The organism is Pseudomonas sp. TREG-RG-20F-10-E-6-01, from assembly GCF_022662455.1.
Taxonomy (GTDB): Bacteria; Pseudomonadota; Gammaproteobacteria; order Pseudomonadales; family Pseudomonadaceae; genus Aquipseudomonas.
In genome coordinates, this window is sequence record NZ_JAKNQP010000001.1 from 469,987 (window position 1) to 483,789 (window position 13,803).

Here is a 13,803-nt window from a genome sequence, read left to right on the forward strand (position 1 = left end):
TTGGCGCTGTGCGCATAAAGCGCCGCGGTTGCGCCCTCTTTTCTACGCAGTAAGGACCTTTGATTTGAAGTTGTTCGCAGCCCTGCTGGTGTTATGGGCGAGTGCTCACATGGCATGGGCGGCCGATTCGCCCGTCACGTTAACCGTGTTGGGCCGGTCCAGCGTGCAGGAGGGCCAAGCGCATTTGAGCCGCGCCGATCTGACGTGGCTGAGTACGCAAAAACAGCTGCGTGTCGGCACGTCCGAGCCCGACTATCCGCCCTTTGATATCAACAACCACAGCAACGAATTCGAGGGCATCAGTGCGGACTACCTGGCGCTTATCGGCCAACTGCTGTCGGTACAAATCCAGGTGCAGCGCTACCCCAACCGCGGCGCGGTTATCCAGGCGCTCAAACGCGGTGAGATCGACCTGCTGGCGTCGGCCAACGATTTTGAACGCGCAGACCCGGACCTTCGCCTGTCCGAACCCTACACCCTGGACCAGCCGACACTGGTGGCGCGCACCCATGATTCGCCGTTGGTCGATCCCACCCTGGCGGGTAAAACAGTGGCCATGGTCGAACACTATTTGCCGCTGAGTACGGTTCAGGCGTTCTATCCGCACGCGACGTTCAAGCTGTATCCCTCGATCCTCAACGCCGTAGGCGCAGTGGCTTTTTCCAAGGCCGACGTTTACCTGGGGGACTCGGTCAGCGCCAGTTACCTGATCAACAAGAGTTACTTGAATAACGTGCAGCTGGTGGATTTCTCGCGCATGGAAGTCAATAACTTCTCGTTCGCCGCCACTCGCCAGAACAGTGAACTCCTGCACCTGATCAATGCGGCGCTGCAAGCCATCCCCGCCAGTGAACAGATGGCCATTGCGCGCCGTTGGAATGCTGGCGGCGTGAGCATCTCGGGCACTCATCAGGTGCAGTTCAGCGTCGAGGAACAACGCTGGCTGGCACACCATCCGCGCCTGAAAGTGGTGGTCAATGAAGACTTCTTGCCCTTCACCTTTTTTGATGAGCACGACCGTTTCCGCGGCCTGAGTGCCGACGTAATGGCCAAAATCAGCCTCAGGACCGGGTTGAAATTCGACCCGCAAAAAGGCGGCTCGGTGGATGCGATGATCACCCGTGTCAACCACGGGGAGGCTGACATGCTGGCGGCATTGACCCCAAGCCTTGATCGCGAACAACGCGTCAGTTTCAGCCGGCCGTACCTGTCCACCCCGTTTGTGCTGGTCACGCGCAACCACGCCGACAGCTCGAACAACCTGCAGGATTTGTCGGGCAAACGCCTGGCGATCATCAAGGGCAACGCCAGCCGGGAGCTGATTGAACGGCAGTTTCCGCAGGTGCGGATTGTCGAAGCGCAAAGCCTCGCCGATGCGTTTTCAATGCTCGCCAAAGGCAGTGTCGAGGCCTGTGTCAGCACCCTGGTCAGCGCACGTTATCTGATTGCCCGAAACTACCCGGATCAATTGAAGATCAGCGCAACCGTCGGCGCCCGTGCTGCGCAGTTGGCGTTTGCGGTGGATCACACCTCGCCGATATTGCTCTCGATCCTCAACAAGTCGCTGCTGAGCATCTCGCCTGAGGAAATGGACGAACTGACCAATCGCTGGCGCAGCCCGGTGGTGCTCGACGACAGCTATTGGAGCAAACACCGGGCAGCAATCCTGCAGGGCTTCGCGCTGGCGGCCGTGCTGCTGCTGAGTGCGTGTGTATGGATTGTGTTGCTGCGCCGCCAAGTGCTGCGCCGCAAGCTTGCCGAGCGGGCACTCAGTGCCAGGCTTGAATTCGATCGAGTGCTGATCAACGGCATGCCCCACCCTACTTATGTAAGGGATCGCCAGGCACGGTTGCTGATGTGCAACAAGGCTTATCGCGAGGTTTTTGGTGTTGAGGACGAGCGACAGTTGCTCGGCACCACCGTGATGCAAAGCCTGCTCTCCAGCCAGGAGCAGGCTCTGGAATATCACCGCGACTACCTCGCCGTCATGGACGCCGACGAACCCTTGCTGCGTGACCGGCAGATCGTCTTGCGCAGCGGCGAAGTGCTCACCATCTATCACTGGATTCTGCCTTTTCGCGGCAGCGAAGGCCGTGTCGACGGCCTGATCGGTGGCTGGGTCGACGTCAGTGACCGCCAGCGCCTGGTTGAACAACTGCACGCCGCCAAGCAGGAAGCCGATAACGCCAACCGGGCCAAAACCACGTTTCTGGCGACCATCAGCCACGAGATCCGCACCCCGATGAACGCCGTGCTCGGCATGCTGGAAATGGCCGCGCGCAAGTCTGAACACGGCATTTTCGACCGCGCCGCCATCGATGTAGCGTCGGGCGCTGCCAAGGAATTACTGGCGCTGATCGGCGACGTACTCGACATTGCCCGCATCGAATCCGGACGGCAAAGCCTGACGCTCGAGAGCGCAAACCCGCACCTGTTGTTGAACGCGGTGACGCGTGTGTTCGACGGCCTGGCGCGTGAAAAGGCCATCACGCTGACCTTGGAGATTGATCCGGCGGTCAACCGCAATGTGCTGATGGATGCCCTGCGCTTCAAACAAATTATTGCCAACCTGTTGAGCAATGCGATCAAGTTCACCGCCGTGGGTGAAGTGCGCATCAGCGCCCACGCGCAACCGGCTGACGCCAACCAACCGATGCAGTTATCGGTGAGTATCGTGGACACCGGCGTGGGCATCTGCGCGGCCGATCAGCAGCAGTTGTTCGCGCCGTTCAGCCAGGCCGGCAATCAGCAGCAAGGCTCCGGCCTGGGGCTGGTCATCAGCCGGTCGTTGATCGAAATGATGGGCGGCAGCCTGGTGTTAACCAGCGCCCCCGGCAAAGGCACGCAGGTTACGGTCAAGCTCGATCTGCCCGCCGCAGACCTACCTTCGCCGCCGGCCGACGTGGCGCTGGAGATGACGCCGGGCCTGTCGCTGAGCGCATTGATCGTGGATGACTACGCCGCCAATCGCCTGGTGCTGTCACAACAACTGTCCTATTTGGGCCACGACGTTCAGCAAGCCAGCGACGGCGTTCAGGCCTTGGCCTTGTGGAACGCGCAGCCGTTCGATGTGGTGGTGACAGACTGCGACATGCCAGGCATGAACGGCTATCAATTGGCCCAGGCGATTCGCCAGGCGGAGCACTCCAGAGGCGAACCCGGTTGCTTGTTGCTGGGGTTCACCGCCAACGCCGTCGCCGAAGAAAAACAGCGCTGCCTGGAGGCTGGCATGGACGACTGCCTGTTCAAGCCCATCAGCCTGGAGCAACTGAGTGCACGGCTGCAGCCACTGCAAACCGAATACTTCGACAACGAGGCGAGCACGGAGCTGACCATCGCCTCACTCGATGCCCATTTGAAAACGCTGGTTCCGGGCAAGTTATCGGCGCTGCAAACCGTGCGTGAAGAACTGCTGTCGAGCACCCGCGCCGACCTGCAACAGCTCACCGAGCTGCTGGCGTGCGGCGACCGACAGCATTTGGCTCACGTGGCTCATCGGGTCAAAGGTGGGGCAAGGCTTATCCACTACGAACAGCTGATCCTCACCTGCGAAAACCTTGAGGCCCACTGCGCGAATGGCGCAGAGCGAGCAGACCTGATTGCCTCGACCGCCGCCGTGCAAACGTGCATGCGGCAACTGCTGGCGCTGCTGCAGGAGGACTCTGCGCAGGCGTAAGCGCCAACCCGCTTAAGAAATTTCTTGCAAAGACGTAAGGGGTTTCGCCATTAAAAGGCCACCCCCTTTTGGCAAGCTAGCGTCTGAGAATTTCGATGAGCCATTCAGATGCCACTGTCCACCCTTCGCGTCCTGATCCTGGAGGACCAGCCAGTACAGCGCCGTTACGCCGTGATGCTCCTCGCTCATCTGGGCTGTACCCGCATTCTTGAAGCCTCTGGCGGCTGGGAGGCGCTGCAGTTGCTGGAAAGCAACGGGCCGGTAGACATCGCGTTCTGCGATATCTGCATGGAGGGCATGGACGGCATTACCTTCCTGCGCCGCGCAAGCCAACGGCACGCGCTGAAATCGGTGGTTATCACCAGCAGCATCGCGCTGGACTTGCGCCAGGCCATCAGCCATATGGCGACACTGCTCGGTCTGCGGGTACTCGGCCAGTTGTGCAAACCGCTGCACGAGCACGAGTTGAAAAGACTGGCGGGCAAGTACCTGGACGACGACTCGCACCCAGCCTGCCCGCTGCATGTTGCCGGTGAGACCAACGAACATCAGGTGCTCAACGCACTGGAGAACGGCGAGCTGGAGGTCTTCTATCAACCGAAATTCGACATCAGGACATTGCAGGTCACCTCCGTGGAGGCGCTTGCACGCTGGAATCATCCTGAGCGGGGCATCTTGGCGCCCGCGTCATTTATTCCAGTACTGGAACGGCACGGCCTGATGGACAGTTTGCTGTATCGCCAGATCGATCAATGCCTGACGCTGCGCAAGGAAGCACTGGCTTCTGAGGTGTCACTCACCTTCGCGGTGAATGTCAACGCGAGCCAATTTGCCAACCCGCAGATGAGTGCGCACGTGGCCCTGCTGCTCAAGCGCTTCGACGCGCCCGGTTGCAGCCTGTCGTTTGAAATGACCGAGACCGGCACACTCGACCCGGGCTCCATCAGCCTGGAAAACATGGTGCGCCTACGCATGATGGGCTGCGGGTTGTCCATCGACGACTTCGGCGGCGGTTATTCGTCATTGCAGCGCCTGTGCAGCCTGCCGTTCAACGAAATAAAAATACAGGCCGAATTTATTCGCGACCTGTCTTCGGAGCCGCGCAGTCGTGCGGCGATCTCGAGCGTCTTGTCCCTGGCGCGCGAGCTGAACATTGGTGTGGTGATTGAAGGCATTGAAACCGTTGAACAGCGCGACATCCTGATAACCCTGGGCTGTGAAACCGGCCAGGGCTACCTGCTTGCTCGCCCAATGCCTGCACACACCCTGTTGCCATGGCTGATCGGCAGAAACGCCATCACGCAGCGCTTGTGATGACGCTACACACCGGTCACCACCGCTGACTGGCGCCTTAGAAAACATTCAAACCAACTGAGAGGTGCAGCCGGTGCCTCCTGCGCTTTCGCGTGGACAACCGCAGGCTGCAACCGCTCTTTTTTCCTGTCACCGGGGGAGTTCATGAGTTTAAGAAAAATGAAAATAGCGTTGCGTTCGGCCTTTGGCTTCGGCCTGGTCGGGCTGCTCGTGGTATTGCTGGGCCTGTTCTCTTTGAGCCAGATGCGTGACATGGCTCGCCAGTCGGATGAAGTCGACAAAAACTGGCTGCCCAGCATCCTCGCCTTGGGCGACCTGCAAACCGCCGTGTCCGAGATCCGCGCCGCGACCTACCGAGTGATGCTGGTGGACAGCGCCGAGCAGGTAAAGGCCAGCCAGCGGGCTTTTTCGCAGCTGCGCGAACAGATTCAGGCCGACAACGCGCAGTACGCAAGCAAGCTCACAGTGGACGCCGAGCGAGTCACGTTCGAACGTTTCAAGTCGGCCCAGGAACAATACCTGCAGGTCCAGCAACAGGTATTGGCCCTGGCCGCCAACGGCGAACGCCCACAGGCTATCGCGCTGCTCAATGGCGAACTGATCGCTTTGGGCGACAAGCTTGGGACCGAGCTGGCGAACCTGCTGTCGATCAATATTCAGGAAGCCGACGACGCGGCCACGAGCTCCGACGCCACGTACCACGGCGCAGTGAAATGGGTATTCATCGCCATGGCACTGGCGACATTCCTCACCGCACTGCTGGCCACGCTGTTTACCCGCAGCATCGTGCTGCCCTTGCACCAGGCGGTGCGTATCGCCGAGCAAGTGGCCAAGGGCGACCTGACCGTGTCGATTGTGGTGGACGGCAACGATGAGCCTGGGCAGTTGCTGCGTGCGCTGGAAACCATGCAGTCGGACCTTCGCGAAACCATCCACCAGATTACCGACTCGTCCAATCAACTGGCGTCCGCGGCGGAAGAACTCTCGGCGGTCACTGAGGAATCCACACGGGCCTTGCACGAACAGAACGGTGAAATCGAACAGGCCGCCACGGCGGTCAACCAGATGACCGCTGCGGTGGATGAGGTCGCACGCAACGCCATCAGCACTGCCGACGCCTCCCGAGACGGTGATGCCATGGCAGGCAACGGTCGCAGCCACGTCATGGACACCGTGGAATCGATTTCTTTGCTGGCCGAGGAAGTGACGTCGGCGACCGAAGAAATCCAGAGCCTAGCCGACAGTGTTCAAGACATCACCAAAGTATTGGACGTGATCCGCGCCATTGCCGAACAAACCAACCTGCTGGCGCTGAACGCGGCCATCGAAGCCGCCCGCGCCGGTGAAGCCGGACGCGGTTTTGCCGTGGTGGCCGACGAAGTCCGGGCCCTGGCGCATCGAACCCAGCAGTCGACCCAGGAAATCGAGCAGATGGTCAGCGGGGTGCAGAAGGGTTCGACCCAGGCGGTATCGGTGATGCACAGCAGCAATGAACGCGCGCGCTCGACACTGACCGTGGCCCACTGTGCGGGCGAGTCGCTGGAGCGCATCACCCATGCGATCACGCGCATCACCGAAGGCAACCTGATCATCGCCAGCGCTTCCGAAGAGCAGGCGCAAGTGGCCCGGGAGGTGGATCGCAACCTGACGAATATCCGCGATCTGTCGGTCCAGACGGCCGCCGGGGCCAACCAGACCACCGCCGCCAGTCAGGAGCTTTCACGCCTGGCGGTTGACCTGAACACGATGATTGCGAAGTTCGTGGTTTAAGCCCGCTTCAAGCTGCTGGGACAAAACGCTGGAAACGAAAAAGCCCTGTAGCGTGTTTAGCTACAGGGCTTGTGCCTTGGCGGCGTTGTTAACTCAGCTTCCGCGTTCTCTATTGGCCTGGGAGAGGACCGAGGCAGCGAGGGATTTGGTCTGGTCGCTGTATTTATCGCTCTGAAGCGCCTTCGCTGCTTTCTCCTCCATCTCGGCGCTCGTCTGCTTGTCTGTACCGCTCTGGGCCAAGGCCGACGCGGCAAGGCTTTTGGCAAGGGCCGAGGCGATTGGATTATTGAGGGTTTGCGCCGCCAAAGTGGCCATCTTGCCGGAGGTTTTCTTGGTGTTTTTGCTCATGATGCAGGTCCTTTGCTGTGTGGGATTTCCTACCTGAAAATCGCTGGACCACGATAGTGAGTTGCAGAACGGGTCGCAACGCGCTGCCTGTAGGCAACGTTTGGGAAACCGGTACGAAAGGCGCAAGCGTGATGTAAGGCGTCTAATCGATTGCACTGATGGTTATTATCGAAACGCTCGCCTGTGTGATTGCCCAACCCGCTTCCTATAATCGCCTCCACTCTCCCTTCCCTTCGCCTGCTTCAGGCGACATGTCCCTATGGAACCCAATACCATGCCAAGCGCCAGCCCGGCTCCCAGCGGCCTTCCCGAACACAATCAACAGAGTGTCAAACAGCAGTGGCTGGCGATTCTCTCAGTCGCCGTGGGCGCTTTCGCCTTGGTGACCAGTGAGTTTCTGCCGGTGGGCGTACTCAACGACGTTGCCAGCGACCTCGGCATCAGCGCCGGCCACGCCGGCCTGATGGTGACCCTGCCCGGCATCATGGCCGCCCTCGCCGCGCCGTTACTGTCTGTCAGCATTGGCGCCATGGACCGTCGTTACCTGCTGATCGGCCTGACGCTGATCATGATCATCGCCAACTCGGTGGTGGCCTACGCCAGCGATTTCAGCTTGCTGTTGTTCGGCCGCGTACTGCTGGGTATCAGCATCGGCGGCTTCTGGGCGACAGCGATCGCCCTCAGCGGACGCCTGGCACCCAAGGGTGTGGGCGTAGCGAAGGCCACGTCGATCATCATGATGGGAGTGACGCTGGCCACCGTACTTGGCGTGCCCGTTGGCACCTGGCTCAGTGGCCTGATGGGCTGGCGCATGACCTTTCTGGTGACCGCGCTGGTGGGCGTGCCGGTGTTGCTGGCGCAGGTCCTCCTGCTGCCACGCCTTATCCCGGAAAAAGCCATTGAGGTCCGCGACCTGCCGGCCTTGTTCATCAACCCACAAGCACGGGTCGGGTTGATCGCCGTGTTGCTGATCGGGCTGGCGCATTTTGCGGCTTACACCTATGTGGCGCCCTTCTTCAAAAACAGCTCCGGCTTTGACGGCCCGACGATTGGCTCACTGCTGCTGCTTTATGGTGTGGCCGGGGTGATGGGCAATGTCTTTGCCGGTTTCGCCGCCAACCGCAGCGTCCGTTACACCTTGCTGCTGGTCGCGCTGATGATCGGCACCAGCACCGCGCTGTTCCCCTACTTCGCCACTGGCATGACCGGCGCCGCGATGTTGATCGGGCTGTGGGGCTTCGCCTTCGGCGCCTTCCCGGCCTGCGCCAGTATCTGGATGTTTGTGGTGGCACCCAAGGATGTCGAACGCGGCATGCCCCTGTTTGTTGCCTTGTTCCAAGTGATCATTGCCTTGGGTTCATTCTTTGGCGGGCGGATCGTCGATCAGATGGGCAGCGCGGTGTTGTTGAGTTTGGCGACGGCGTTGGTCGGCTGTGGGTTTGTGACGGTGTTGGTACTGGGGCGCAATGTGAGCAATAGCTTGGTGGCCCAGCCCGGCTGACCATGGAGGAATAACTGAAAAGCCTGCTGGGCGTTGAGCTCAGCAGGCTTTTTTAGTTTCTGAGGTAGCGGATTATTGGGTGGGTGTACCTGTCGGGGAATTGCGCTCCAACACAGCTTCCACTAGCGCCTGGGTGTTCTCGTTCAATAAGCGAGGTGCATGATCACCGGTGAGTGGATGTTGTCCGGGTCTTGTTGGCAAGGGTTGTTTCGATGCGAATAGCTGCGGGCAATAGGCTCGAATCCTTCTCAGTCGCTCAGGCAAGCTGGATCAGAACGCATGCAAGCTAAGGGTTGCGCATTGTTTTGCTAGGAATACATATCCCCTGAAGAAGCCAACTAATGAAAGCAATCCATCGAACCAAATCGTTATGCTCCAGAAACTCCAAGGGTGGAGAAAAAAATAATAACGAGCCGTGGCGCGCCACACTAGACTGAGCCGCCCCCCACAGTAAAACACCAACAAGGCATATCCAAAACGACTTAACAGTAAAGTTATCACCAGAATAATGCTTACTGATTGAACGCCAAAATAAAAATCCTAAAAGAGAAATAAAAAAATAAATGGTAGTGACAAGAATCTGGTCAGCGCCCATTTTCTTTATACTCTTTATATAAGACATTTATGGTGCTTATATCAGCTGCAGCATCGAGTACCAAGGCGGCTTTACTTGCGTCGACGTATCCACGCTGGTAATCGGTTCGAACATAACGAAACAGACGCCAGGAGTCAGGCTTCAACACCAATCGACCTGCTCCATATGCTGACATCAATAAATCTGCGCCTCCGTACGCCATATTTCCTTCAAACTCACCACCGCCCATTGCTTTGGCAACTTCATGGTATCCCTTGCGTAACGGCCCTTGAGTGTCCGAGCGGCCCTCCCACAAATTTCGTCCCCCCTCATAGACGTTGTTCGCTCCGTGCGCGATCAGCGGCGCTCCAGCGACCAGGCATAGCGTGCCGAAGGACACGTAGCAAATGCCTGCCCCTGTCGCGAACTGCAGTGCACCGGCAATCACCCCGACACCTTTTTGTGCGACATCCCGTGCTTGCTCAAGCAGGCTTTTTTGTTCGCTTTCCAGCTCCCTCATACCCTGCACTGAGGACCTTTTACCCTGCTCCACATCGCGGACGATGCTTCTCGCGAAAAACGCTACCTCACGGTTGAACTGCAGTCGCAGAACTCCATCTTTGATATGCCGTGCGCTTACGGTACACGCCTGGTTAGCCAGAATGCTCCCAGCACGACTGACCTGCCAAAAATCACAAGTGCCGGACCTATCGCCATCCGTTCTGTCAGTTAACGGTTTCACTCATCGCCTCCCCAAGCGCTATAGCCTGTTGTGCCAGCAAGGTGGTGAGCCCACGTGATGCTCCGATAACGAATCGCTAAATGTTCCTGTGGTTCGGCATCGTTTTGTAAAATGACATGCGGCATATCCAGCGTCAGGTCTGTGATAACACCGCCTTCAATGGAGATTGAGTAAAACTTTTGCTGCTGTCCAAAGGAAGATATTCGATAAAAGTTAATCGTACATTCAATCTCCTCTCTACTTGAAAGCGCTTGAGCGAGTAAGGGTGACGATTTATCAACATTTTTTGTGAGCACAATTGGGCGATGCGTCGGCTTGTTCACGTTGCCAATATTCGCCATGTTATGGCTGTATGAGAGCACCATGATTTCATCTAAATGGCCCGACTGACACTTATTACCTATCGATTCCTGACTTGAACAACCCGCTGAAATCAATCCTTGAACCTTACCGGTGATCGACATATAACCAGTGTTCGCCATGGGTAACCTTCTCGTACTCAATCAATCGGCTGAGTAGACTATTACAGCGATCAAGGATGCACGTGTAGGACGCGTCCGGTTCTCAGAAAAATCTGAGACTTCTGATTTCAGCGCACTGTCGTCGTCATAAATGGCGTTGAGCGCATCGGTAGGTCGGGAGTAAGCCTTTTCACGATGTAACAACACGTTATGACGAACTTACTAATCTCTGCTTTCAAACAGGATTGGGTGGCAGTTGTCCTCGGGTGTTCTGATGACCGAGGAAGATCAAGCCATTGAAGGAATGGCAAAAACTTGGCGATACCGTTCGTCAGTCGCTCACGGAGGAATGGGTATAAGTACTGAAGATCTCCGGATTGACGCTAACCGCCTGCATGAGATGCCTGATGGCTACAGCTCAAGCGACGTAGCAGCCAGGCTAATTTTTCAGGTGACTGATTAGAAAATCACCGTCGCTGGGGCGGCCTTTGATAAACCAGATCGTGATCAGGCTTATCGGAAAGCAACTGAGCGATTGAGCCTGCGGCCGATTTATAAGCCAACGCAAAAAAGCCCCGTAGCTTATTCAGCTACGGGGCTTTTTCTATGTAATGGCGGAGAGATAGGGATTCGAACCCTAGGTACCGGTGAAGGTACAACGGATTTCGAATCCGTCCCATTCGGCCACTCTGGCATCTCTCCAACGGCGCGCATCATAACAGTGTGTTTCGCGGAAGCAAACCCCAAAAGCGATTTTTTTCCGTGCTATCAGATGCTTGCGTCGATTAAAGCGGTACGCCGAGACGATTGGCGACTTCTTCGTAAGCTTCGATGACGTCACCGAGGCCCTGGCGGAAGCGGTCTTTGTCCATCTTCTTCTTGGTGTCTTTGTCCCACAGGCGGCAGCCGTCCGGGCTGAATTCGTCGCCCAGGACGATGGAGCCGTCGTGGAATACGCCGAATTCCAGCTTGAAATCGACCAGCAGCAGGCCAGCGTCGTCGAACAGTTTGCTCAACACCTCGTTGACCTTCAGCGACAGTTCTTTCATGCGTGCCAGTTGCTCAGCGGTGCCCCAACCGAATGCCACGACGTGGGATTCGTTGATGAACGGGTCGCCCTTGGCGTCGTCCTTCAGGAACAGCTCAAACGTGTAAGGGTTGAGCTTGAGGCCCTCTTCCACGCCCAGACGCTTGACCAGGCTGCCGGCGGCGTAGTTACGCACGACGCATTCAACCGGAATCATGTCGAGCTTCTTGACCAGGCATTCGTTGTCGCCCAGCAGCTTGTCGAATTGGGTCGGAATGCCGGCCGCTTCGAGTTTCTGCATGATGAAGGCGTTGAACTTGTTGTTCACCATGCCTTTGCGATCGAGCTGTTCGATGCGCTTGCCGTCGAACGCCGAGGTGTCGTTGCGAAACAGCAGGATCAGGCGGTTGGCGTCGTCGGTCTTGTACACCGACTTGGCTTTGCCGCGGTAGAGTTCTTCACGTTTTTCCATGATGGGCTCCGCTTGCTAAATGGTGGGCTAGGCGATGTGTCGCCAGTCGAGCCCTGAATCTTGATCGGCCAGTTGCAGCCAGTCCGGGTCGCACCCGAGGGTGTCGACAAAACATTGCCGGGCCAGCTGCGGCAGGTTGTTCTTGCTGCTCAGGTGGGCCAGGACCAAGTGCTGCAGGTCTTGCCAGCCCAACTCATACACCAGGTACGCCGCCTGGTGGTTATTCAAATGTCCCAGCTCGCCGCCCACTCGCTGCTTGAGGAAGTACGGATAATGACCGCGCGCCAGCAAGTCTCGACAGTGGTTGGACTCGATCATCAATGCATCGAGGTTGCGGTATCCGTCCAGCACCTTGGAACAGTAGGAACCCAGGTCGGTGAGCACGCCAAAACGTCGCTCCCCGTCGCTGAATACGTACTGCGTAGGCTCTTGGGCGTCATGCGCAACGGCAATCACATCGATGCTCAACGCACCAATCTGCAGCTGTTCGCCACCGGCCAGGAAACCTGCAGGTTCTATGGGTTTGCGCATCCCGCGCTGTGTGCCGCGACTCAGGTACACCGGAAGATTGTAGCGCCGAGACAGCAAACCCACGCCATGCACGTGGTCGGCATGTTCGTGGGTCACTAGAATCGCGCTCAGCTGCGCGGGGTGAACCCCCAGGCGCAGCAGGCGCCGCTCGGTTTCTTTTAACGAGAAACCACAATCCACCAGCACGTACGTGTCGTCGTGGGCGACCAGCGTGCCGTTCCCTTGGCTACCGCTGCCGAGAACGGCAAAACGCATTGGATCAGCCCAGGTTGTCCTGAATCACGCCCAACACTTTGCGCGCTGTTTCAGCCGGCGCAACGGTGTTGATGTTTTTCTCGACGGTGACTTGCACGCTTTCGCCCACTTTGCTCAAACGAATCTGGTAGCGCTCGGCGCGGGTTTCGACTTCTTCCTTGGTCGGCTTGCTGCCGAACAGTTTGCCGAAGAAACCTGGCTCGTCGTCTTTCTTCTCGGCTTTTTCAGCCACGTTGATGTAGTACAGACCCAAGCTACGGTTGATGTCTTCAACGCGCCATGGGCCTTTCTCCAACGCGCGGCCGACACTGGCCCAGGCGCGGTCGAGGTCTTCACCCAGGTTCAGCACCACGTTGCCGCTGCCGTCCTCGGTGAGGCTGACGCGGTTAGGCGTGTCGTAATCACGCGCAGCGAGAAGCGACACCGAACCGCCCTTCTCGGAGATACGGCTCATGCTGGCCAGCATCTCGTCGACCAGCGCGGCGTCCACGCCCATGTTGACCGAACGTGGGGTGAAATCGACAGCGGCGGTGCTGCCGGCAGGACGCTCGGCGCTGACCACGTAGACTTCACTGGTGTTGCGCTGCACGCCTGGCTCGATGCGCACACGCACACGGGCTTCGCTGTCGGCGGCTACACCGCCGGCCTGCAGGCGCTGGGCCATGTTGGCGGACAGTTCGCTGCTGCGCTGCCAGGCAGTAGTGAATTCACCGGTCTGCGGGCGTTGCTGGTCAATGCGAAAACCGTTGTCCTGGAAGAACTGCACCGCCACTGGCCAAACTTCGGCAGGTGGGCGCTGGGCGATAATCCAGCGGTTGTCGCCGCTCTTCTGCAGGCTGTAGTCGCTGGCATCAGCCACGGCCGAGATCGGCTGTGGACGTGGCACCACGTATTCACCCTTGGTGGTGTCGTCGGCAACGTTGCGCGGGATAGGCAGCAACGGGTCAAGGCGCTTGGCGACATTGACGTCCGGCGGCAGTTGCATCGGTTTGGTTGCTTGTGCTTCCAGGTAATCGCTGCCGCGGTCACGGAAGTAACCATCCGGGCCCCAAATCCAACCGCAGCCACTGGTGCTGGAGATAATCAAGGCAAGTGCGGAAAGTCCGGCCAATCGCTTCATGCGTAGTGCTTC

The 13,803-nt window shown here is 58.3% G+C and carries 11 protein-coding genes and 1 tRNA gene; 4 read left to right on the forward strand and 8 right to left on the reverse strand.

The window, feature by feature from the left end:
• Positions 1–64 precede the first annotated feature (64 nt).
• From L8K08_RS02290 to L8K08_RS02300, 3 genes are all read left to right on the forward strand, one after another.
• Entirely contained in the window at positions 65–3,676 is a 3,612-nt protein-coding gene (locus tag L8K08_RS02290) for a transporter substrate-binding domain-containing protein (RefSeq protein ID WP_242194063.1), read from the forward strand.
• Between the two features lie 108 nt (positions 3,677–3,784).
• The gene (locus tag L8K08_RS02295) at positions 3,785–4,990 is read left to right on the forward strand and encodes an EAL domain-containing response regulator (RefSeq protein WP_242194065.1); all 1,206 of its coding nucleotides are present in this window, start codon (positions 3,785–3,787) and stop codon (positions 4,988–4,990) included.
• Between the two features lie 144 nt (positions 4,991–5,134).
• Complete coding sequence (locus L8K08_RS02300) at positions 5,135–6,760, forward strand: methyl-accepting chemotaxis protein (RefSeq protein ID WP_242194067.1); 1,626 nt, start codon at positions 5,135–5,137, stop codon at positions 6,758–6,760.
• A 93-nt stretch (positions 6,761–6,853) separates the two neighbouring features.
• On the opposite strand, the gene L8K08_RS02305 is transcribed toward L8K08_RS02300, so the two are convergent.
• Positions 6,854–7,108: a hypothetical protein gene (locus L8K08_RS02305; protein ID WP_242194070.1), complete on the reverse strand. Its 255-nt coding sequence runs from the start codon at positions 7,106–7,108 to the stop codon at positions 6,854–6,856.
• 274 nt (positions 7,109–7,382) lie between these two features.
• Between L8K08_RS02305 and L8K08_RS02310 the strand changes: the two genes are divergently transcribed.
• Positions 7,383–8,609 (forward strand): MFS transporter, encoded by a 1,227-nt coding sequence (locus L8K08_RS02310; RefSeq protein WP_242194072.1) that lies wholly within the window; start codon positions 7,383–7,385, stop codon positions 8,607–8,609.
• A 286-nt stretch (positions 8,610–8,895) separates the two neighbouring features.
• Here the strand turns inward: L8K08_RS02310 and L8K08_RS02315 are convergent, their stop codons facing one another.
• The 7 genes from L8K08_RS02315 to bamC all read right to left on the reverse strand — a co-directional run bounded on the left by L8K08_RS02315 (position 8,896) and on the right by bamC (position 13,791).
• Positions 8,896–9,204 (reverse strand): hypothetical protein, encoded by a 309-nt coding sequence (locus L8K08_RS02315; RefSeq protein ID WP_242194075.1) that lies wholly within the window; start codon positions 9,202–9,204, stop codon positions 8,896–8,898.
• Positions 9,194–9,925, reverse strand: coding sequence for a DUF4225 domain-containing protein (locus L8K08_RS02320; protein WP_242194078.1), 732 nt, complete (start codon positions 9,923–9,925; stop codon positions 9,194–9,196). The genes L8K08_RS02315 and L8K08_RS02320 overlap by 11 nt, the downstream gene beginning before the upstream one ends.
• Positions 9,922–10,407, reverse strand: coding sequence for an Hcp family type VI secretion system effector (locus tag L8K08_RS02325; RefSeq protein ID WP_124416683.1), 486 nt, complete (start codon positions 10,405–10,407; stop codon positions 9,922–9,924). Before L8K08_RS02325 ends, L8K08_RS02320 begins: the two co-directional genes overlap by 4 nt.
• A gap of 591 nt (positions 10,408–10,998) precedes the next feature.
• Positions 10,999–11,088 (reverse strand) — tRNA-Ser (locus L8K08_RS02330).
• Between the two features lie 83 nt (positions 11,089–11,171).
• On the reverse strand, positions 11,172–11,885 hold the full coding sequence (gene purC / locus L8K08_RS02335; RefSeq protein WP_016971341.1) for a phosphoribosylaminoimidazolesuccinocarboxamide synthase: 714 nt from the start codon (positions 11,883–11,885) through the stop codon (positions 11,172–11,174).
• Positions 11,886–11,912: 27 nt separating this feature from the next.
• Positions 11,913–12,671: an MBL fold metallo-hydrolase gene (locus tag L8K08_RS02340; protein WP_119738968.1), complete on the reverse strand. Its 759-nt coding sequence runs from the start codon at positions 12,669–12,671 to the stop codon at positions 11,913–11,915.
• A 4-nt stretch (positions 12,672–12,675) separates the two neighbouring features.
• Positions 12,676–13,791, reverse strand: coding sequence for an outer membrane protein assembly factor BamC (bamC, locus tag L8K08_RS02345; protein WP_106577011.1), 1,116 nt, complete (start codon positions 13,789–13,791; stop codon positions 12,676–12,678).
• Positions 13,792–13,803 lie beyond the last annotated feature (12 nt).

Bases quoted from the DNA above. Each gene is read 5' to 3' on its own strand.
- L8K08_RS02295 (WP_242194065.1), top strand. From the start codon at position 3,785: ATGCCACTGTCCACCCTTCGCGTCCTGATCCTGGAGGACCAGCCAGTA.
- L8K08_RS02300 (WP_242194067.1), top strand. From the start codon at position 5,135: ATGAGTTTAAGAAAAATGAAAATAGCGTTGCGTTCGGCCTTTGGCTTC.
- L8K08_RS02305 (WP_242194070.1), bottom strand. From the start codon at position 7,108: ATGAGCAAAAACACCAAGAAAACCTCCGGCAAGATGGCCACTTTGGCG.
- L8K08_RS02310 (WP_242194072.1), top strand. From the start codon at position 7,383: ATGCCAAGCGCCAGCCCGGCTCCCAGCGGCCTTCCCGAACACAATCAA.
- L8K08_RS02315 (WP_242194075.1), bottom strand. From the start codon at position 9,204: ATGGGCGCTGACCAGATTCTTGTCACTACCATTTATTTTTTTATTTCT.
- L8K08_RS02325 (WP_124416683.1), bottom strand. From the start codon at position 10,407: ATGGCGAACACTGGTTATATGTCGATCACCGGTAAGGTTCAAGGATTG.
- purC (WP_016971341.1), bottom strand. From the start codon at position 11,885: ATGGAAAAACGTGAAGAACTCTACCGCGGCAAAGCCAAGTCGGTGTAC.
- L8K08_RS02340 (WP_119738968.1), bottom strand. From the start codon at position 12,671: ATGCGTTTTGCCGTTCTCGGCAGCGGTAGCCAAGGGAACGGCACGCTG.
- bamC (WP_106577011.1), bottom strand. From the start codon at position 13,791: ATGAAGCGATTGGCCGGACTTTCCGCACTTGCCTTGATTATCTCCAGC.